28 protein-coding genes and 1 tRNA gene are annotated in these 17,908 nt (G+C 38.8%); 27 read left to right on the top strand and 2 right to left on the bottom strand.

The window, feature by feature from the left end:
- The first annotated feature begins 387 nt into the window (after window positions 1-387).
- The 19 genes from GTK47_RS07205 to GTK47_RS07115 all read left to right on the top strand — a co-directional run bounded on the left by GTK47_RS07205 (window position 388) and on the right by GTK47_RS07115 (window position 9,388).
- A complete protein-coding gene (locus GTK47_RS07205) occupies window positions 388-660 on the top strand; it encodes a hypothetical protein (protein ID WP_165122590.1) in 273 nt (90 codons plus the stop codon).
- Window positions 661-670: 10 nt separating this feature from the next.
- Window positions 671-856: a hypothetical protein gene (locus GTK47_RS07200; RefSeq protein ID WP_165122589.1), complete on the top strand. Its 186-nt coding sequence runs from the start codon at window positions 671-673 to the stop codon at window positions 854-856.
- A gap of 97 nt (window positions 857-953) precedes the next feature.
- A complete protein-coding gene (locus GTK47_RS07195; RefSeq protein ID WP_001966870.1) occupies window positions 954-1,193 on the top strand; it encodes a hypothetical protein in 240 nt (79 codons plus the stop codon).
- A gap of 31 nt (window positions 1,194-1,224) precedes the next feature.
- The gene (locus GTK47_RS07190) at window positions 1,225-1,413 is read left to right on the top strand and encodes a hypothetical protein (RefSeq protein WP_165122588.1); all 189 of its coding nucleotides are present in this window, start codon (window positions 1,225-1,227) and stop codon (window positions 1,411-1,413) included.
- A gap of 53 nt (window positions 1,414-1,466) precedes the next feature.
- Window positions 1,467-1,703, top strand: coding sequence for a hypothetical protein (locus GTK47_RS07185; RefSeq protein WP_165122587.1), 237 nt, complete (start codon window positions 1,467-1,469; stop codon window positions 1,701-1,703).
- Window positions 1,704-1,715: 12 nt separating this feature from the next.
- Complete coding sequence (locus GTK47_RS07180; protein WP_165121736.1) at window positions 1,716-2,069, top strand: hypothetical protein; 354 nt, start codon at window positions 1,716-1,718, stop codon at window positions 2,067-2,069.
- 50 nt (window positions 2,070-2,119) lie between these two features.
- Window positions 2,120-2,329 carry a DUF551 domain-containing protein gene (locus tag GTK47_RS07175; RefSeq protein ID WP_165122586.1) on the top strand — a complete coding sequence of 70 codons (210 nt, stop codon included), beginning with the start codon at window positions 2,120-2,122 and terminating at the stop codon, window positions 2,327-2,329.
- 201 nt (window positions 2,330-2,530) lie between these two features.
- Entirely contained in the window at window positions 2,531-2,707 is a 177-nt protein-coding gene (locus GTK47_RS07170) for a hypothetical protein (protein WP_165122585.1), read from the top strand.
- 9 nt (window positions 2,708-2,716) lie between these two features.
- Complete coding sequence (locus tag GTK47_RS07165) at window positions 2,717-2,971, top strand: hypothetical protein (RefSeq protein WP_165122584.1); 255 nt, start codon at window positions 2,717-2,719, stop codon at window positions 2,969-2,971.
- Complete coding sequence (locus GTK47_RS07160) at window positions 2,968-3,792, top strand: PD-(D/E)XK nuclease-like domain-containing protein (protein WP_165122583.1); 825 nt, start codon at window positions 2,968-2,970, stop codon at window positions 3,790-3,792. The genes GTK47_RS07165 and GTK47_RS07160 overlap by 4 nt, the downstream gene beginning before the upstream one ends.
- The gene (locus GTK47_RS07155) at window positions 3,792-4,346 is read left to right on the top strand and encodes a hypothetical protein (protein ID WP_165122582.1); all 555 of its coding nucleotides are present in this window, start codon (window positions 3,792-3,794) and stop codon (window positions 4,344-4,346) included. Before GTK47_RS07160 ends, GTK47_RS07155 begins: the two co-directional genes overlap by 1 nt.
- A complete protein-coding gene (ssb, locus tag GTK47_RS07150; protein ID WP_165122581.1) occupies window positions 4,346-4,798 on the top strand; it encodes a single-stranded DNA-binding protein in 453 nt (150 codons plus the stop codon). The genes GTK47_RS07155 and ssb overlap by 1 nt, the downstream gene beginning before the upstream one ends.
- Before the next feature lie 66 nt (window positions 4,799-4,864).
- Complete coding sequence (locus GTK47_RS07145) at window positions 4,865-5,200, top strand: hypothetical protein (RefSeq protein WP_206535882.1); 336 nt, start codon at window positions 4,865-4,867, stop codon at window positions 5,198-5,200.
- A 35-nt stretch (window positions 5,201-5,235) separates the two neighbouring features.
- Window positions 5,236-5,409 (top strand): hypothetical protein, encoded by a 174-nt coding sequence (locus tag GTK47_RS07140; protein ID WP_241256078.1) that lies wholly within the window; start codon window positions 5,236-5,238, stop codon window positions 5,407-5,409.
- A 9-nt stretch (window positions 5,410-5,418) separates the two neighbouring features.
- A complete protein-coding gene (locus GTK47_RS07135) occupies window positions 5,419-5,772 on the top strand; it encodes a hypothetical protein (RefSeq protein WP_165122579.1) in 354 nt (117 codons plus the stop codon).
- A gap of 72 nt (window positions 5,773-5,844) precedes the next feature.
- Entirely contained in the window at window positions 5,845-6,897 is a 1,053-nt protein-coding gene (gene dcm / locus GTK47_RS07130) for a DNA (cytosine-5-)-methyltransferase (protein WP_165122578.1), read from the top strand.
- 275 nt (window positions 6,898-7,172) lie between these two features.
- Window positions 7,173-7,706 (top strand): phage N-6-adenine-methyltransferase, encoded by a 534-nt coding sequence (locus GTK47_RS07125; protein WP_165122577.1) that lies wholly within the window; start codon window positions 7,173-7,175, stop codon window positions 7,704-7,706.
- 96 nt (window positions 7,707-7,802) lie between these two features.
- Window positions 7,803-7,997 (top strand): hypothetical protein, encoded by a 195-nt coding sequence (locus tag GTK47_RS20480; protein ID WP_165122576.1) that lies wholly within the window; start codon window positions 7,803-7,805, stop codon window positions 7,995-7,997.
- A 233-nt stretch (window positions 7,998-8,230) separates the two neighbouring features.
- A complete protein-coding gene (locus tag GTK47_RS07115) occupies window positions 8,231-9,388 on the top strand; it encodes a site-specific integrase (protein ID WP_063073711.1) in 1,158 nt (385 codons plus the stop codon).
- A 21-nt stretch (window positions 9,389-9,409) separates the two neighbouring features.
- On the opposite strand, the gene GTK47_RS07110 is transcribed toward GTK47_RS07115, so the two are convergent.
- Window positions 9,410-9,486: transfer RNA gene (locus GTK47_RS07110), tRNA-Arg, on the bottom strand.
- Between the two features lie 190 nt (window positions 9,487-9,676).
- Between GTK47_RS07110 and folD the strand changes: the two genes are divergently transcribed.
- The 4 genes from folD (at window position 9,677) to GTK47_RS07090 (ending at window position 13,038) form a co-directional block, all read left to right on the top strand.
- A complete protein-coding gene (gene folD / locus GTK47_RS07105) occupies window positions 9,677-10,549 on the top strand; it encodes a bifunctional methylenetetrahydrofolate dehydrogenase/methenyltetrahydrofolate cyclohydrolase FolD (protein ID WP_075673948.1) in 873 nt (290 codons plus the stop codon).
- Between the two features lie 3 nt (window positions 10,550-10,552).
- Window positions 10,553-10,765: a ribosome-associated protein YbcJ gene (gene ybcJ / locus GTK47_RS07100; RefSeq protein WP_165122575.1), complete on the top strand. Its 213-nt coding sequence runs from the start codon at window positions 10,553-10,555 to the stop codon at window positions 10,763-10,765.
- A 651-nt stretch (window positions 10,766-11,416) separates the two neighbouring features.
- Window positions 11,417-12,358 (top strand): 1-phosphofructokinase, encoded by a 942-nt coding sequence (gene fruK, locus GTK47_RS07095; RefSeq protein ID WP_165122574.1) that lies wholly within the window; start codon window positions 11,417-11,419, stop codon window positions 12,356-12,358.
- A gap of 236 nt (window positions 12,359-12,594) precedes the next feature.
- Window positions 12,595-13,038 (top strand): hypothetical protein, encoded by a 444-nt coding sequence (locus tag GTK47_RS07090; protein ID WP_165122573.1) that lies wholly within the window; start codon window positions 12,595-12,597, stop codon window positions 13,036-13,038.
- 89 nt (window positions 13,039-13,127) lie between these two features.
- On the opposite strand, the gene cysS is transcribed toward GTK47_RS07090, so the two are convergent.
- Complete coding sequence (gene cysS / locus GTK47_RS07085) at window positions 13,128-14,519, bottom strand: cysteine--tRNA ligase (RefSeq protein ID WP_165122572.1); 1,392 nt, start codon at window positions 14,517-14,519, stop codon at window positions 13,128-13,130.
- Between the two features lie 375 nt (window positions 14,520-14,894).
- Here cysS and ppiB point away from each other — a divergent pair, with 375 nt between their 5' ends.
- The 4 genes from ppiB to purK all read left to right on the top strand — a co-directional run bounded on the left by ppiB (window position 14,895) and on the right by purK (window position 17,845).
- Complete coding sequence (gene ppiB / locus GTK47_RS07080; RefSeq protein WP_006533972.1) at window positions 14,895-15,389, top strand: peptidylprolyl isomerase B; 495 nt, start codon at window positions 14,895-14,897, stop codon at window positions 15,387-15,389.
- A gap of 12 nt (window positions 15,390-15,401) precedes the next feature.
- The gene (locus GTK47_RS07075) at window positions 15,402-16,124 is read left to right on the top strand and encodes a UDP-2,3-diacylglucosamine diphosphatase (RefSeq protein ID WP_165122571.1); all 723 of its coding nucleotides are present in this window, start codon (window positions 15,402-15,404) and stop codon (window positions 16,122-16,124) included.
- Window positions 16,125-16,259: 135 nt separating this feature from the next.
- Complete coding sequence (gene purE / locus GTK47_RS07070; protein ID WP_088494797.1) at window positions 16,260-16,781, top strand: 5-(carboxyamino)imidazole ribonucleotide mutase; 522 nt, start codon at window positions 16,260-16,262, stop codon at window positions 16,779-16,781.
- Window positions 16,778-17,845, top strand: coding sequence for a 5-(carboxyamino)imidazole ribonucleotide synthase (gene purK / locus GTK47_RS07065; RefSeq protein ID WP_165122570.1), 1,068 nt, complete (start codon window positions 16,778-16,780; stop codon window positions 17,843-17,845). The genes purE and purK overlap by 4 nt, the downstream gene beginning before the upstream one ends.
- Window positions 17,846-17,908 lie beyond the last annotated feature (63 nt).

The raw sequence follows: 17,908 nt of genomic DNA, 5'->3' as shown, positions 1-17,908 counted from the left end.
ATACTAAAAGTTCACTATGATAATAAAATATTGTACTTTTGGTTCTTGATTTATGTGAACTATTGGTTCAATATATAACTCATCAAAGGCAAGGAGCCATAGATAAACAGGATGTTCGCTCTTTTACAATTAGGAACGCTCAGAATAAATTTTCAGAGCAACCACTGAGTGGTTTTTGGGATTGGTGAATGCTAAGGCTGATTGGCAGGTTTAAAAGCTAACAGTTTCCGCAAGCGAGCGATACCAGCTAAGTAGTGTCATATGCCTTCGGGTACTGGATCGTAATAACTGATATTGAGGGAGGCGAAAGCTGTTTACCTCGGCATGGCTTGCAAGTAGGAGATCAGCACCTACCACCAATCACCAAAAATCACTTAGGAGGCAAATATGGCAACAATAACTTTTAAAGAGAACTCAAAAATTCGCAGACGCAGAAAGCAAGGTGAGTTTTTGGCTCGAAAGATAGCTATGAGAAGTCGCTCAGTGGAAGAAATTTGGGATTCGATATTTGGCGTTGAGAAGAAAGAACGCCCTGTTCTCTCTCTCAAACCAACAAAGCATTATCCAAGTGGAGATAACTGTTGCTTACCTAATGTAGCAGTATTTTCAGGAGTTAAAACAAAACAGCCGAGCAGTGAGTTCGGTATAACAGCGAGATAGGAGATTAAATATGTACAATGCATTTAAATTAATTCAAGCGCACTGGGCGCCACGCCCTAACGAAGAAACAAAGAATATCGATATTGAAACATTCAATAGAGCCAAGGAGGATGCAATTAAAGAATTACAAAGCCAGATTAATCATATTAATAGAATGGAATTACAACAATATAAGTTTCACCTTAACTACCAGTAAGTTAACTAATTACAGTCCATTCTGTGGGCTGTGGTGAGTTGATTAATAGATAGGAGATAGAGATATGTGTGATTGCTTTACGAAATTAGGCGATGACATGGAAAGTCGCATTAAAGCGAAACTACCAGAAGGTGCAAGCCTACAGTCTTCTGGCTGGAAACAATCAGGATTATTTATGTCTGGCGGCGTCATGTCAGTTAATTATTTCATTGAATACAACGCCAGTTATCAAGAAATCAAAAAGGACGGCACGCCGAAAGCCCGCCTAACAAAGCAGGATTTCCCTGTTACGTTCTCATTCTGCCCTTTCTGTGGCGTGAAATGCGAAACCAAATAGCATCGTGTTTAGTTAATAACGGAGAAGTGATTTGTTTGATTACATAAACAAAACCTACGGTTTAAATATCAAAAAAGGCGACCGCGTTCGATATACGGGTAATAAAGAAGCCAGAGAAGGAACGATAACTGGCATACATACAGGAAAGTTAAAAATAAAAATGGACGACGACAAACATGCGGATGTTTATCACCCTACTTGGGAGCTTGAGTATCTCTAGTTAATAACGGAGGGAGTATGACAATAGAAGATTTCCACAATGGAAAGCTACCCATGCCGAAATTATTTAGACCTGTTCGAGTCGAGTTTGATTCACTGGTTCCAAATGGCCCTAATGATGAATATTGGGTCACGACAATCAGGTATGTAAGACGAGTTAGACATGCTGATGGTTGGCGCTGGCAATTGGTAAGGACGCATCATAAAGGTTTGGATAGATGGGATCCATACTTAGAGTTAGATAGGGAAGGACTTAACGACATTAATCATGTGTACGGACTAATTAAATAGTTAGGAGGGAGCGTGGCAGATAAAACAATGGAATTTAAAGGAACGCCTGCGCCATGGGTTGCTGATATTAGATGTGGGTGTTGCGCTGTTTACCAGAAAAATAGAACTAATGATACGGCTGGTTGCCATCGTGATGATGATAGAAATATCGTATATAGCTCAAAAGGCGCTAGATATGATGAAAAATTATGTCACTGGGTTATGGATGAAGAAACTCAAGCCAATTTTACACTAATCGCAACAGCACCAGAGTTATTAGAACAGTTAATCAGACTTCGCAATAAAATTGCAAGCTATGAACCAGATGATGACGATGATTTAGACATCGTTGACGCTGTAATCGCAAAAGCCCTAGGTCAGCAGTAACCCACCACTTAATCATTCATATCGCTATTAATAGTGAGGAATACGCACATATGGCAAATGAGAATAACAGCTGGATTCGCTGCGATGAATTAACACCAGAAGTTAAAGATGATTTGGTTTTACTTATTTGCATGGATAGCAAATACCCAGAACCATGGTTAGGCAACATACTTGATTACTTTGGTAAGTCAGGCTCGCTTAATGCTTATTGTGGCAAGGTAACGCACTGGCAACCAGTTCCAAAAAATCCAATTAAATAACCCACCGCACCAATACCAGATAACCACCCTATCGCTATCGCAAGATTGGCGCAGATTTCGCACATCCAGAGGTAAGCATGAATATTGATAAACACAAACTTTGCATAGCTCAACAGCAAGCATGGCGCGCTCTTTATCTCAAGGATGAGGATAGATGGTGCGAAGCAAACGAAACATTAAAAACAGCATACGGAGTACAGCATGAACGCAAAGCAGAAACACGTAAAACAACAGATATTCTCACTATTGCGAGAGTCTGAAATGACAAATGAGCAAATCGACGACTTAGTTTTTCAATGGAAAATGAAAGTATCGATGGAGCGTACAAACCTCATTCAGCATGAAATCAACACACGCAAGGAGCGCGAGTTTATCTAAGGAGGATCTATGTTAACGAATACATACGGACTCAGAAACGACTGGTACGAACGCCAAATGGAAAAACAAGCGTTTGTTAATTCTCAGGAAGAGAAAATATCAGTTGATGAGGTTATGGATAGCCTACCCGAAGAACTACTGTGCATGGATTTAGCAAGGAAGTTAAATCCGGTATTTGAAATTAGCCCTCAAGCGCTGGATGCGGTTTTAGATGGAATTAGAACAGCTATTCAGATAGGGATAGATAAAGAGGTTTTAGGATGAAAGATGGAATCCACTATCACTTAAGCAATGAGGATTACCACAAGGATGAGGCAATAGGATCAACGTCAGTAAAAGCAATGAATATTAGCCCAGCAAACTTATATTTTAACCCATTTAAAGGAAGTAAATCGGCAAATATAGGAACTGCAATTCACGCAGCGTTACTTGAACCTGACGTTTTTGAAAAGGAATTCATTCTTAACTCTGACATTAAAACCAGAGCGTCAAAGGAATATAAAGAATTGGTTAAGGTGTGCAATCCTGACAATATTTTTATAAATGGCGAAGTGGAAACAGTAACAAGGATGGTTGAGTCGGCAAGGATGAATTCCGACTTTATGGACTACATGGCAACAAAAGGGAATTCAGAAGTATCGATGTTTGCTACATGTCCAATGACTGGATTAAGACTGAAATGCCGATTTGATAGGTTATCTGACTCTCTACCCTACCCGCTTGATGTAAAGAGTTGCATGGATGCAACAGAGCGAGGCTTTAGTCAGGCGTTTGGTAAATATCGCTACCATATTCAAGCGGCTTTTTATCTGTACGTTTTAAAGCTAACCACAGGGATTGAGTTAGACCAGTTTTGCTTCTTTGCACTTCAGAATAAACCACCTTATACCAACTGCATGTATTACATCGGCACGGAATCGCTGGAACTTGGCTATAAGCATATGCACGAAGCATTACGCAAAATTAAAGAATGCATTGATGACGAAGCGCTACGAACTGAAGGAATAGTTCTTCCGCCGAGTGAAATCAATGTTCCTAATTACTTATTCGATGATGAATACTTAGATGATGAGGTTTTTCTCTAATGGACTTATCACGCACAATCATCCCAAAGTCAGATCAGATTAACTTTGAAGATGTTCAAACCACACCAATTACCGCCGTTATTAAATCCGTTCGCGAAGGTACGAGAGATCAGCCTGTTTTTATCGACTTAGTAGGTTATGACGGCAGGCCATACAAACCATCTAAATCTATGCGAAGGGTTCTTATTGGTGGATGGGGAAATAACGGCCATGACTGGGTTGGAAAATCTTTAACAATAATTGGAGATCCATCCGTTAAGTTTGGCGGCGTAGCTGTTGGCGGTATAAAAGTTTATTCAATGAGTGATATTGAATCTGATTTTTCAATGATGCTGTCTGTTTCAAGAGGTAAGCGCTCAGAGCATAGAGTTAAAAAACTACTGACAAACCAAATGATGCTTGCCGATTTCACATCAAAATTAAACGAGATGTCGCCAGAACATTTCGAAAAATCATATCAGTGGCTTAAAAATAAATTTTCAGGAGATGATGAAAATCTTGAGAAGCTAGAGGTTGTTTACAAGAGCCATAAATCAGATATGGAGAACACATAATGGCAAGTAAAGGCGTGAATAAATGTATTCTCATTGGTCACTTAGGCCAAGACCCTGAAATTCGATATATGCCGTCAGGTGGCGCAGTAGCAAATCTCACACTAGCCACATCGGAATCGTGGCGTGACAAGCAGACTGGCGAGATGAAGGAGAAAACCGAGTGGCATCGTGTGGTAATTTTCGGGAAATTAGCGGAAGTTGCAGGTGAATATCTGAGAAAAGGAAGTCAGGTATACATCGAGGGCTCTCTGCAAACCAGAAAATGGCAAGACCAAAACGGGCAAGACAGATACACAACGGAAGTAGTGGTCAATATTGGTGGAACAATGCAGATGCTAGGCGGTAACGGTGGTAATCAGGCGGGAAGCCAGAAGACACAGCAATCAGCACATCAACCGCAAGCACCACAAAACGACCCCCCTCAAGATTGGGATGATCAAATACCCTTCTAACCACCCTACCCGTTCAACCAAAGGATATAACCATTACTCAGTGCAAGGATGCAACAGGAGATAGATATGAACATTAAACAATTACAGCAACAAATCCATCAACAAAATAAATCTGCTGGATGGTGGGATAACCCACGCGAAAAAGGAACGTTACTCTGTCTTATTCATTCAGAAATCAGTGAGGCAATGGAGGGAGAGCGCAAAGATTTAATGGATGATCACTTACCGCATCGAAAAATGGCTGAAGTCGAACTTGCTGATGCTGTTATTCGTATTTTGGATTATGCGCACGCGTTCGGGTATGACATTGAAGGCGCCATCACTGAAAAACTCGAATACAACAAACATAGAGCAGATCATCAACGTGAAAACCGCGCAAAGGAAGGCGGAAAGCAATTCTAATTTAACTCGCAGGGATGCAATGAAGAGGAATGAATATGAGTAAGCAGATGATTTTAGTTGCAAGAACAAATAAGGTTGGCTCTGACTCTGAGTGTGGCCTGGGTATTACTGAGGATGAATGGGATAAATTAACCGAAGAAGAGCAATCAGAATATATCAATACTGCAATTGATAATCTTGTTGATTGGTATGTGAAGACAGAAGGCTAAGGTGGAGTGATGGATAAATCAAGACAGAAGTTTGAAGAGTTTATTAAGTTTCACATGGATGATGCAGAAGAAAATAATAAATTCGAAACAGCAAATAACGGATTAAATTACGCTGACCAATATGTAGATTTGATGTGGATTAGCTGGCAAGCATCACGCGAGAGTTTAATTAATAATTTACCAGAAAGCATTAATTGCCCCACCGCACCAGAATTAATATGGCTACAAGCTGACCCCGAGCCAGAGGAGATAAACAAACCTGAATTTCCAGTTAATTTACGTAGTGATGATGTAACTTGGTGTGCAGATAGAATTCATCCAACTGACACGTTATATATTCGTGCTGATTTAATTCAAAAGTAAATAACCATGCAAATAATCGGATATGTATTACTCATGTTAATACAGGGTTCTGCACATCTATAGGAAATCAAAATGATATATTTAAGTTTGTTTAACGGAATATCCGCTGGGCGATTGGCACTGTCTCGCGCTGGAATTAAATTTGATAAATATTACATCGCTGAAATAGATAAATTCGCTAATAAAGTATCTGAGTTTCATTATCCAGATAATATCCAATTAGGCGATGTTAATAATTGGCGTGAGTGGGATATTGATTGGTCAAATGTGTGGTTGGTTACCGCGGGATTTCCATGCCAAAGTTTTTCTGTAGCAGGGAAACAACTTGGTGATAAAGACCCAAGAGGAAAGTTATTCTGGACGACATTGGAGATAATGAGTCATGTATTAGAAAATAATTCAGATGCTAAATTCATGCTCGAAAATGTAAAAATGAAAAAGGAATTTGAGGAATATATAACACTGCATACGGAGCGCGCATTAGGTTATGTAAATAAAACTCTTATTAATAGTTCATTATTATCAGCACAAAATAGACAGCGCTATTATTGGACTAATTTTGAAGTTAGTCAGCCCAATGATAAAGGTATTTTGCTGAAAGATATTATTGATGATGACAGTATTACTGATAGAGAAAAGTCATATTGCATCATGAGTAATTACGCATGTGGTGCAAGTGAGGATGAATACTTTAATAAACGCCGGCGACAAATAGTATTTAGGCCGTGCGAACCAAGAGAGAATATCAAGCAATCCAAGGACGGGTTAATTCATGTTGCTAATGCCTCAGACATTAAAGGCAATGAGCAGATAAAACGCATTTACTCTGATGCTGGAAAGGCCCCAACATTATCAACATGCCAAGGCGGACATAGAGAGCCGAAAGTCGCAACAGATAACGTAACTTATAGAAAACTAACGCCTACCGAGTGCGCCAGATTACAAACGTTTCCCGATGGTTGGTGTGAAAACATAGTCTCAAATTCACAGTCATATAAATGTTACGGCAATGCTTGGACTGTTGATGTTATTGCTCACATATTCAAATGTGCATATAGAGAAAATAAACATGAAGCTATTCGTCCTACTGTTAATTATGAACAATCATGCTGCGCCAATATCTGAGGATTATACACACAATCGGAATGCAATAAACGTGCTGAATATTTAATGTCAGTGAGGAATGTTGAGGTTATTTGTGGAGAGGTGATGAGAGATGAGAGTTAATTTAACTTTAAATAAACCGAATGAGACTGGATTATTAATTTTTGCAAGTCAATGCATAGCTAATTTTATTGAAAATGGTCACACTGATTGCGCTTACACAAGACCGAAAATGAAAGTATGGGTGAAGAGAAATAAGTTAGGTAACATTTCAGCTCAAGCGCATAGGTTGTGACATGAAAGCTGACTACGGAGGTAGCCACACACCAAAGGAATTGCGTGATAGATGGCAAACTCCCCTACCTTTATTCACAGCATTGGACGCTGAATTTGGTTTTTATTTAGATGCCGCTGCCGATAAAAATAATGCTCTCTGTTCTCATTACCTCACCGAAAAAGACAACTCGTTAAATTGCGATTGGGAAAGTTATGGCTCTATTTGGGTGAATCCGCCCTATTCAGATATTCAGCCATGGATTAATAAAGCCGCCGAACAATGTAAAAAGCAATTGCAACCTGTTGTGATGTTAATTCCTGCCGATACTTCTGTTGGTTGGTTTAATTCTGCATTGGAAACAGTTGATGAGGTGAGATTAATTACAGGGGGAAGAATATCATTTATTAAAGCTGAAACTGATAAAACTAAAAATGGAAATACTAAAGGCTCAATGTTTTTAATTTGGCGACCATATATCAAGCCACGAAAGATAATTAATACTGTCGATAGAGATGAATTAATTAATATCGGCAATAAAATATTAAATGAATGAAAAATAGCATAGGTGAATTGTGACATTTACTCAATTTGCAGGGCTAATAGCTCTATGTGTACTTATTTTTTTAATTGAAACAGGACAAGCGTAATTATGGACATTGTCGACTCAGCAAATGAAACAAACGAATTATATATTCAAGCATCACTATTAAATCGTAAACCGGTAATTAAATCATATAACGGCATGTGCATCTGGTGTCACGAAGAACCGGTCGCACCTAATAGCGCATATTGCAGTAAAGATTGCGGCGATGATCATGAACAGTATAAAAGGAAGAATGGATAGGAGGGTAAAATGGAAGGGATGACCATGCCAAGAAAAGAAGCTGCCGCTTATATTGGTATATCAGAAGACACTCTCTCTCGTTGGTGCAAGCTAGGATTGATTGCATACACAAGAAAGGATCCATCAAAGAAAAACTCGCCATACCTATTTACGAGAGCTGCGTGTATTGCGGCGGCTAATAAATCAATTCACAATATACCAGTGAACGCTGGTGAGACACGAGAGGGAAAATCATGTCTTTATTCAGAAGAGGTAAAATATGGTACGGAAACTACACGACGCCAAGCGGTAAAAGAATCAAGGAATCTCTTGGCACAGAGGACAAGAAGCTCGCGCAGGAGTTGCACGACACAAGAAAGGTCGAGTTATGGCGCATAGAACGTCTTGGTGACTTCCCTGATGTTACTTTCGAAGAGGCTATAGTTCGATGGATTGAAGAGAAAGCAGACAAAAAATCACTGGATGACGATAAAGGTCGGCTTTCTTTTTGGTTAGATCACTTTGAAGGTTACCGACTTAAGGATATTACAGAAGCAAAAATATATTCCGTTATCAATAAGATGGTAAACAGAAAAGCAAGGGAGAGATGGGAAAAACAAGCGGAATCAGCTAAAAGAAAGGGAAAGGAAATCCCCGCATTTACTGATGTCCCTGTCAGTAACGCAACCAAAGCAAAGCATCTCGCCATCATGAAATCTCTGTTAAGAGCTGCTGAACGTGACTGGAAATGGTTAGAAAAATCTCCCGTTATCAAAGTTCCAACAATCAGAGAAAAGCGGGTTCGGTGGTTAGAGCATCATGAAGCTAAAAGACTGATTCAAGAATGCCCTGAACCACTGAAATCCGTAGTTACATTTGCATTGGCCACTGGATTAAGGCGATCCAATATTATCAATTTAGAGTGGAGTCAAATTGATATGCAAAGGAAAGTTGCATGGATAAACCCAGAGGATAGCAAATCAGGCCAAGCAATTGGTGTTGCTTTAAATGACACTGCTTGTCAGGTTCTTAAGGAACAAATAGGAAACCATCACAAGTGGGTATTTGTTCATACTGAATCAAAGAAGAGACCAGACGGAACATTAACACCAAGCGTTAGGAAAATGCGAGTTGATTCTAACACAGCATGGAGAGCAGCGTTAAAAAGAGCAGGAATAGAAAACTTCCGTTTTCATGATCTGCGTCACACATGGGCGAGCTGGTTAATTCAATCCGGAGTTCCGCTTTCAGTATTACAAGAAATGGGCGGATGGGAATCAGTTGATATGGTTAGAAGGTATGCTCACCTAGCGCCTAATCATTTAACTGAACATGCAAAGCAAATAGACAGTATTTTTGGCACTTGTGTCCCAAATACGTCCCACTTAAGAAAAGTAGAGAATTTAAAATGAGTGTAAGTGTTTGATTTTAAATGGTACGCCCTACAGGATTCGAACCTGTGACCTACGGCTTAGAAGGCCGTTGCTCTATCCAACTGAGCTAAGGGCGCCTAGAGGAACTTAGACGTCAGCAATCACTGCTGATAACGGGTGTGAATTATACGTTCAACATTCTGAGAGTCAACGATTTTTCAACGATATCAAACTATATGGTCAAAATATGGCAAGTATTCGACTGACAGATTGCTCTTGATCTGACAAAATAGACCAATACCGTAATTGAATAATTTGGATACATAGATGTCAGCAAGAATTATAGATGGGAAATCGATTGCGCAGACCATCAGAAGCGAAGTTGCAGAAAAAGTAAAACAACGTATTAATGCAGGAAAACGAGCACCTGGTTTAGCTGTTATTTTAGTGGGTGATAACCCAGCATCACAGATTTATGTCGGAAGTAAACGTCGCGCTTGTGAAGAAGTAGGCTTTATTTCTCGCTCTTATGATTTACCAGATACTACCAGTGAAGCTGATTTATTAAATCTTATCGACCAGCTTAATGCAGACAACACCATTGATGGTATCCTCGTTCAGCTCCCTTTACCTGCCGGAATTGATAATGTGAAGGTTTTAGAACGCATTCACCCAGACAAAGATGTGGATGGCTTTCACCCTTACAATATCGGCCGTCTATGCCAGCGAGCACCTAAATTACGCCCTTGCACACCGCGTGGTATTGTCACATTACTAGAGCGTTGTAATATTCCTATGAATGGCTTGAATGCTGTTATTATTGGCGCATCAAATATTGTTGGTCGTCCGATGAGCTTAGAACTATTACTTGCGGGTTGTACAACAACGGTTACTCACCGTTTTACTAAAGATCTGCGCTTTCATGTTGAGCACGCGGATTTAGTTGTTGTGGCGGTAGGTAAACCTAACTTTATTCCTGGTGAGTGGATTAAACCGGGTGCAATCGTGATTGATGTCGGTATAAACCGTCTTGAAAGTGGTAAAGTTGTTGGTGATGTTGATTTTGAGGCTGCATCTCAACGTGCGGGCTGGATTTCTCCTGTCCCTGGTGGTGTAGGTCCAATGACAGTCGCCACACTTATTCAAAATACTTTGCAAGCATGCGAAGAGTACCACGACCCTGAAACAGGAAATAATTAATCGATGGAAACATTTCAATTAGAAGGGCACGACTATGTCGAGCTTTGTGATTTATTAAAACTTCAAGGTTGGACTGAAAGCGGAGCTGCTGCTAAAAGTGTCATTGCTGAAGGTTTAGTGAGTGTTGACGGTGAAGTTGAAACCCGTAAACGCTGTAAAATTGTTGCTGGAAAAGTGGTCACCTTTGGTGAATTTTCCGTTAGCGTCAGCAAATAATCAGCAAATTAATTAATATTGAAAAAGCGTCGCTATATCAGCCTCGCTTTTTTCTTTTTAATACTTTTTTACCTTTAATCTGCATTTTCACTCTCTTTTTTCTTATTTATTCATATTATAAAAAAGCAATTCAACATAACTCATTGAATTAAAATAAAATCACAAAATTTAATTTAATATATTTAAATTTAGATCATCATTTTTAAGCCTATCTATGGTTATAATCTCCTGTCACCGTTCAGCAAATTGTACATTTTATAAAAAAATAGATAAAAAGAAGTGCTATAAGTTATTATTTTATATATGGATAACACTTTTTAACCATTACTGTAAAACTTCAGCAACAACCCTTTTTATTGATACTTTTATCCGTTTATTCATGTTTAAATGCCCTAAAATGTGATTTAGATCTAATTTATTTCTACTTTTATTAGGCAAAAGAACATTGTTTGTACTAAATTACAGGTTATAATTTGAAACGATTCAGCCAAATGATGCTATTTTAGTTGTTATTTTGTGATATTTAAGCCTTTTTTGCCCTTTATCTAACAGGAGATTTTATGCTCGGCTTACCCACTCAAGGTATCTCTACCTTTGCTAAATTACAGCAAAAATCGATGCCTGTTCTTTTATTTAAGGTAAGGAACTAGCATGAAACGCAGAGTAGCAACCATCACTCTTAACCCTGCATATGATCTTGTTGGTTTAAGTAATCCCATTGAACTTGGTGAAGTTAATCGTGTTAAAACGGCTGGCTTCCATGCTGCTGGTAAAGGCATCAATGTGGCTAAGGTTTTAAAAAGCCTTGGCGTTGATGTTACTGTTGGTGGTTTTTTAGGTAAAGAAAACCAAGATGGATTCCAAAAAGAATTCAGTGACTCCGGTATTGCTAACCGTTTTCAAATGGTTGAAGGTCGTACTCGTATTAATGTCAAACTCACAGAACCTAATGGCAAAGTGACTGACTTCAATTTTTCAGGTTTTGAAATCACAAAACAAGACTGGACTCGCTTTGTTAACGACACACTAAGTTGGGCGGGTCAATTTGATATGATTTGTGTCAGTGGCAGTGTTCCCCCGAGCGTTGATCTCAATGATTTCACTGCGTGGATGACACGCTTACGTAGCGAATGTATGTGTTTGATCTTCGACAGTAGCAGAGATGCTTTTGTCGCAGGATTAAAAGCCTCTCCTTGGCTAGTTAAACCCAATCATCATGAATTAGAAATTTGGGCAGGCAGACCTTTACCTGAACTTTCTGATGTTGTACAAGCAGCACAAACATTACGCCAACAAGGTATTGCTCATGTTGTTATTTCATTAGGTGAACAAGGCGCTATGTGGGTAAATGCATCTGGTGCATGGATGGCAAAACCACCTAAGTGTGATGTTGTAAGTACAGTTGGTGCTGGAGATTCAATGGTGGGTGGTTTAATTTATGGTTTAATGATGCGACAAACCAGTGAGCACACCTTACGTCTTGCTACAGCTGTTTCTGCACTTGCTGTAAGCCAAACCAATGTTGGTATTCACGATCGTGAACAATTAGCAAAAATGATGGCAGATGTAGAATTAACCCCTCTAAAATTATAAGTAATAGCACCCAGTGGTAAATTGAATAATATTAAGTAGAATTACCACTGCCTTCATTAAATATATTAACGCTATGTTATAAAACTCTAAAATAGAATCTCTTTAATTGATTAATATTTGTTTATTATTAAATCAAACTTTATTTTTTCTATTTATTCGATAAACTTCACTTTAATAAAAATGAATAAAGATATTCTAAAGCCAATAAAAACTTATTTCTGTTTTTAGGAGAAGTTATGGAAAGGCCCATAGTACTTTTATGGATCCAAGTTATTTCGGTATTATTTTTGGGTGTAAGTTTATTTATATTAGTTGCTGGGGCACCAATCTATTTATTAGCAATGGCAATGGGTGGTGGTCAAACAATGCTAGTGGGGTTTTTCATCATGCTGTGTCTAATTATAACGATGATAATGCAAGTTACAGCATGGATAAAACTCGCTAGAAATAGTAAAAATGCGTACTCTTTTTTGAAAATTTCATGGGTATGTTTATCTATTTCACTCTTTTTTATACTTAGTATTTCGATGTCATTAACAAATATGTCAGAGATTGGCTTTGTTGTTTTTTCTATTATTGTTATCTTGACACATCGACTTTTTTTCTCTGAAAATGTGATTAATTATTTTGAAGATAAACAAAAAGATAGCGAAAGAGAAACTAGTATTATTAGTCAATAAATTAATCATTAGACAAAAAAATATCGGATATTTAATATCCGATATTTTTATATTAAACACGTATTAAGTGTAATTGCTCAATCATTATATTAATTATTACGACGCCAAACTGTTCCTTGAGGACCATCTTCTAAAACAATCCCCATCGCTGTTAATGCGTCACGAGCAACATCAGCAGCGGCCCAATCTTTATTTTTACGAGCATCGTTACGCTGTTGAATTAATGATTCAATTTTTTCAACTTCACCAGCATCATCCGCTTTAGCGCCACTTTGTAAGAAGTACTCTGGCTCTTGCTCTAATAAACCTAATACCTTAGCAAGTTTACGTAATACCGCAGCTAAGCCATTCGCTGCATTCATATCCACTGATTTTAGGCGATTCACTTCACGTGCTAAATCAAACAGAACTGAATAAGCTTCTGGTGTATTGAAATCATCGTTCATCGCATCAATAAACTGCGCTTCAAATGCTTCGCCACCCACAGGTTGTGCATTTACATCTGTGCCACGTAATGAAGTATAGAGGCGCTCTAATGCAGTACGAGCCTGTTTTAAGTTTTCTTCAGTGTAGTTAAGTTGACTACGATAATGGCCTGATAATAAGAAATAACGCACGGTTTCAGCATCGTAATAAGCCAATACATCTCGAATAGTAAAAAAGTTATTAAGTGATTTAGACATTTTTTCTTTGTCTACCATCACCATACCGGAGTGCATCCAGTAATTAACGTAAGGACCATCATGGGCACAAGTTGATTGTGCAATCTCATTTTCATGATGAGGGAACATTAAGTCTGAACCACCACCATGAATATCAAAATGATGTCCTAATTCTTTACCATTCATCGCAGAACATTCGATATGCCAACCCGGGCGGCCTTCTCCCCATGGAGACTCCCAGCTAGGTTCCCCCTGTTTGGACATTTTCCATAAGACGAAATCCATTGGATTACGTTTTACGTTAGCCACTTCAACACGAGCACCGGCTTGTAGTTGCTCTAAATCTTGGCGAGAAAGTAAGCCATAATCAGGATCGGTATCAATCGCAAACATCACATCGCCATTATCGGCAACGTAAGCATGTCCACGTTTAATTAACGCTTCTGTTAATTCAATAATTTCAGCAATATGATGTGTTGCACGCGGCTCTGAATCAGGGCGAGCAATATTTAATGCATCAAAATCTTTGTGCATTTCAGCTAACATACGAGTCGTTAATTGCTCACATGTTTCATTATTTTCAATAGCACGTTTGATGATTTTATCATCCACATCAGTTACGTTACGAACATAGTTAACATCGTATCCTAAGTAACGTAGATAACGGGTTATGGCGTCAAAAGCCACAAATGTACGTCCATGGCCAATATGGCATAAGTCATAAATAGTGATGCCACACACGTACATACCTATTTTTCCTGCATGGATAGGTTTAAATTCTTCTTTTTGGCGAGTGAGAGTATTAAAAATCTTTAGCATCAGTGGACGTTCCCGTTTTCAACTGTACGTGTTTATTACGTTTTTATATAAAAGAAAATAACAACTAATATAGCATGATATTAATAAGGATATTGGATCTTGCAGACAAAGCAAACTCAAGATTAACACCTTTATCTTACTCTGCTTAGCGCTTATTTTCACGGTTCAATCGTTGATAGTGAACAATCAAACTTCTATTATTTGGCTAAATTTTGGCGAAAAGTGTTTTTTCCTTTCATTACTGATTTATTTAGCAAGAAAAAGTAGAGCTAGAAAAAGATGCATACTGACTAAATTAGGCAACTGTGATATAAAAACGGGACTGTTGTTTATGCCCAAATCTGGGTAAAGCTAAAATTATATTAGGATCTGAATATGGTTACTTTTCATACCAATTACGGCGATATCGTGATTAATACATTTGCAGACAAAGCACCTGCAACCGTAGAAAATTTTTTAGACTACTGTAAAGAAGGATTCTACGATAACACTATTTTCCACCGTGTCATCAATGGTTTTATGATCCAAGGCGGTGGCTTTGAACCAGGTATGAACCAAAAAGCGACCAAAGCACCTGTAAGAAACGAAGCAAACAATGGCCTAGCAAACAACCGCGGTACATTAGCAATGGCTCGTACTAACGATCCACATTCTGCTACTGCTCAATTCTTTATCAACGTTGCAGACAACGATTTCTTAAACTTCCGTGCTGAAAACGCAAATGGTTGGGGATATTGTGTCTTTGCTGAAGTTGTTGAAGGCATGGACGTTGTCGATAAAATCAAAGCGGTTTCTACTGGTCGTAGTGGTTTCCACCAAGATGTTCCTCGTGAAGATATCGTCATTAAAAGTGTAACGGTTAGCGAATAAGCTTCACTTTTTATGTGTACGCTTTTTATTGCAGACCTGCATTTAAGTGAACATGAACCGGCAATTACTGCCGGTTTTCTTCGCTTTTTAAAAGAACAAGCCATTCATGCAAAAGCACTTTATATCTTAGGTGATTTTTTTGATTTTTGGATAGGTGACGATGATCCGAATCCTTTGCATCAACAAATTGCTCAAGCTCTAATGACGCTAAAAAATGCAGGAATACCTTGTTATTTTATTCATGGAAACCGCGATTTTTTAATTGGCTCTCGTTTTGCAAAAGAGAGTGGTATCACCTTACTTCCACAAGAAAAAGTACTCGAAATTGAGAAGCATCGCATCCTAATTTTGCATGGTGATACACTTTGTACAGATGATGAAGCGTATCAACGTTACCGTAAAAAAGTACATAATAAATTTATTCAGCGCTTATTCTCACTACTGCCTCTATTTATTCGACTGCGCATCGCTGACAAAATGCGTTCACGTAGCCAACACGAAAATCAGTATAAATCTGATGCCATTATGGATGTTAACCCGCAGGCAGTGATTGATACTTTTAAGCATTTCAATACAAAATGGATGATCCACGGTCATACTCATCGTCCAGCAATTCACACTGTTAATATTGATGATGAAATACATTATCGTGGTGTATTAGGTGCTTGGCATACTGAAGGTTCTATGTTTAAAGTAACAGCTGAAAAAATAGAACTTATTCATTTCCCCTTCTAAGTTGTTTTGCTTGTTTTCTTCATAAAAAGGCTGTTTTTTCTTTACGCAAACGTTTTCCTATACGTGTGAGCGTGATACTATCATGCTCAGTTTATTAGGCTATATCCGTTTTATGCTTACAGGAGCAGTTAAGTAATGTCTTCTCAAGTTGGTCTAAATACCTCTTCCGCTCGTATCGCTATTGTAATGGGCTCTAAAAGTGACTGGGCAACAATGTCTCATGCCGCTGATGTACTGGACGCACTACAACTTCCTTATCATGTTGAGATTGTCTCTGCACACCGTACCCCTGATAAGCTATTTAGCTTTGCAGAACAAGCCAAAAGTAATGGGTTTGATGTCATTATTGCAGGAGCAGGCGGTGCTGCCCATTTACCGGGTATGCTCGCAGCAAAAACACTCGTCCCTGTATTAGGTGTTCCTGTTCAAAGTGCTGCATTAAGCGGTGTTGATAGCCTTTACTCTATTGTACAAATGCCGAAAGGTATCCCTGTGGGAACATTAGCAATTGGTAAAGCAGGCGCCGCCAATGCCGCTTTATTAGCTGCTCAAATTTTAGCATTACACTCTCCTACTATTTTTGAAGCACTAACAGCATGGCGCACCGCACAAACTGATGATGTCTTAAATAACCCTGATCCAAGGGAGGCGCTATGAAGCCAGTTTGTGTTCTTGGAAATGGCCAACTAGGACGAATGCTAAGACAAGCCGGTGAGCCTTTAGGCATTGCGGTTTATCCTGTGGGATTAGATGCAGAGCCTGAAGCTGTTCCTTATCAAAAAAGTATAATCACAGCTGAAATTGAACGCTGGCCTGAAACCGCTCTCACCAAAGAATTAGAACGTCATACTAATTTTGTAAACCGTGATATTTTTCCATTACTTGCCGATAGATTGCCTCAAAAACAACTTCTTGATGAGCTAGGTTTAGCAACAGCACCTTGGCAACCATTAACGTCACCAACACAATGGCCGGATATCTTCACTCAATTAGGTGACTTTATTATTGTGAAGCGCCGAGTTGGTGGTTATGACGGTCGTGGTCAATGGCGCATTCATCCCGGTGAAGAACAACAATTACCTGCTGAAATTTATGGTGAATGTATTGTTGAGCAAGGTATTCCTTTTTCAGGTGAAGTGTCATTAGTCGGTGCGAGAGATAGTAACGGAAATTGTGTTTTCTACCCTTTGACTCACAACCTGCATCAAGATGGCATTTTACGCATGAGTGTCGCCTTACCAACACCTGCGTCAAAACTACAACAATCAGCTGAAAAAATGCTGACAGCCATCCTTAATAAGCTCAATTATGTAGGTGTAATGGCGATGGAGTGCTTTATCGTTGGTGATAAATTACTTATTAACGAATTAGCCCCTCGAGTTCATAACAGTGGTCATTGGACACAAAATGGTGCCTCAATTAGCCAGTTTGAGTTACATCTACGTGCAATTTTAGATTTACCTATGCCAAAACCTGAAGTTTGCCAACCGGCTGTAATGGTTAATTTGATTGGTACTGATATCAACCCTCAATGGCTTTCATTACCATTAGTTCATTTACATTGGTATGAAAAAGAAGTTCGCCCTGTCCGCAAAGTGGGTCATCTCAATCTTGTACATCGCGATAATCAACCACTGAAAGAGACACTCAAATCCTTAAGCTTGATGCTTGATGATGCTTATCAGTACCCTATCAAATGGGCTTTAGAAAAATTAAGCTAGCAGTCCGACTCATAAAGTTAGAGAATAATAGCCTTTAAACGAACAGACCTTAAATAATGAGGT

The organism is Proteus sp. ZN5 (assembly GCF_011046025.1).
Classification (GTDB): Bacteria; Pseudomonadota; Gammaproteobacteria; order Enterobacterales; family Enterobacteriaceae; genus Proteus.
Note: the sequence above shows the minus strand (reverse complement) of the source record. Positions and strands in the feature narration are given on the sequence as shown.

Coding starts and splice junctions, on each gene's coding strand:
- GTK47_RS07170 (WP_165122585.1), top strand. CDS start 2,531: ATGAACGCAAAGCAGAAACACGTAAAACAACAGATATTCTCACTATTG.
- folD (WP_075673948.1), top strand. CDS start 9,677: ATGTCAGCAAGAATTATAGATGGGAAATCGATTGCGCAGACCATCAGA.
- GTK47_RS07155 (WP_165122582.1), top strand. CDS start 3,792: ATGGACTTATCACGCACAATCATCCCAAAGTCAGATCAGATTAACTTT.
- dcm (WP_165122578.1), top strand. CDS start 5,845: ATGATATATTTAAGTTTGTTTAACGGAATATCCGCTGGGCGATTGGCA.
- GTK47_RS07075 (WP_165122571.1), top strand. CDS start 15,402: ATGTGTACGCTTTTTATTGCAGACCTGCATTTAAGTGAACATGAACCG.
- GTK47_RS07185 (WP_165122587.1), top strand. CDS start 1,467: ATGCCGAAATTATTTAGACCTGTTCGAGTCGAGTTTGATTCACTGGTT.
- GTK47_RS07135 (WP_165122579.1), top strand. CDS start 5,419: ATGGATAAATCAAGACAGAAGTTTGAAGAGTTTATTAAGTTTCACATG.
- ybcJ (WP_165122575.1), top strand. CDS start 10,553: ATGGAAACATTTCAATTAGAAGGGCACGACTATGTCGAGCTTTGTGAT.
- GTK47_RS07160 (WP_165122583.1), top strand. CDS start 2,968: ATGAAAGATGGAATCCACTATCACTTAAGCAATGAGGATTACCACAAG.
- ssb (WP_165122581.1), top strand. CDS start 4,346: ATGGCAAGTAAAGGCGTGAATAAATGTATTCTCATTGGTCACTTAGGC.
- GTK47_RS07140 (WP_241256078.1), top strand. CDS start 5,236: ATGAGTAAGCAGATGATTTTAGTTGCAAGAACAAATAAGGTTGGCTCT.
- fruK (WP_165122574.1), top strand. CDS start 11,417: ATGAAACGCAGAGTAGCAACCATCACTCTTAACCCTGCATATGATCTT.
- GTK47_RS07175 (WP_165122586.1), top strand. CDS start 2,120: ATGGCAAATGAGAATAACAGCTGGATTCGCTGCGATGAATTAACACCA.
- cysS (WP_165122572.1), bottom strand. CDS start 14,519: ATGCTAAAGATTTTTAATACTCTCACTCGCCAAAAAGAAGAATTTAAA.
- GTK47_RS07125 (WP_165122577.1), top strand. CDS start 7,173: ATGAAAGCTGACTACGGAGGTAGCCACACACCAAAGGAATTGCGTGAT.
- GTK47_RS07115 (WP_063073711.1), top strand. CDS start 8,231: ATGTCTTTATTCAGAAGAGGTAAAATATGGTACGGAAACTACACGACG.
- ppiB (WP_006533972.1), top strand. CDS start 14,895: ATGGTTACTTTTCATACCAATTACGGCGATATCGTGATTAATACATTT.
- GTK47_RS07200 (WP_165122589.1), top strand. CDS start 671: ATGTACAATGCATTTAAATTAATTCAAGCGCACTGGGCGCCACGCCCT.
- purK (WP_165122570.1), top strand. CDS start 16,778: ATGAAGCCAGTTTGTGTTCTTGGAAATGGCCAACTAGGACGAATGCTA.
- GTK47_RS07165 (WP_165122584.1), top strand. CDS start 2,717: ATGTTAACGAATACATACGGACTCAGAAACGACTGGTACGAACGCCAA.
- GTK47_RS07145 (WP_206535882.1), top strand. CDS start 4,865: ATGAACATTAAACAATTACAGCAACAAATCCATCAACAAAATAAATCT.
- GTK47_RS20480 (WP_165122576.1), top strand. CDS start 7,803: ATGGACATTGTCGACTCAGCAAATGAAACAAACGAATTATATATTCAA.
- GTK47_RS07090 (WP_165122573.1), top strand. CDS start 12,595: ATGGAAAGGCCCATAGTACTTTTATGGATCCAAGTTATTTCGGTATTA.
- GTK47_RS07205 (WP_165122590.1), top strand. CDS start 388: ATGGCAACAATAACTTTTAAAGAGAACTCAAAAATTCGCAGACGCAGA.
- GTK47_RS07195 (WP_001966870.1), top strand. CDS start 954: ATGGAAAGTCGCATTAAAGCGAAACTACCAGAAGGTGCAAGCCTACAG.
- purE (WP_088494797.1), top strand. CDS start 16,260: ATGTCTTCTCAAGTTGGTCTAAATACCTCTTCCGCTCGTATCGCTATT.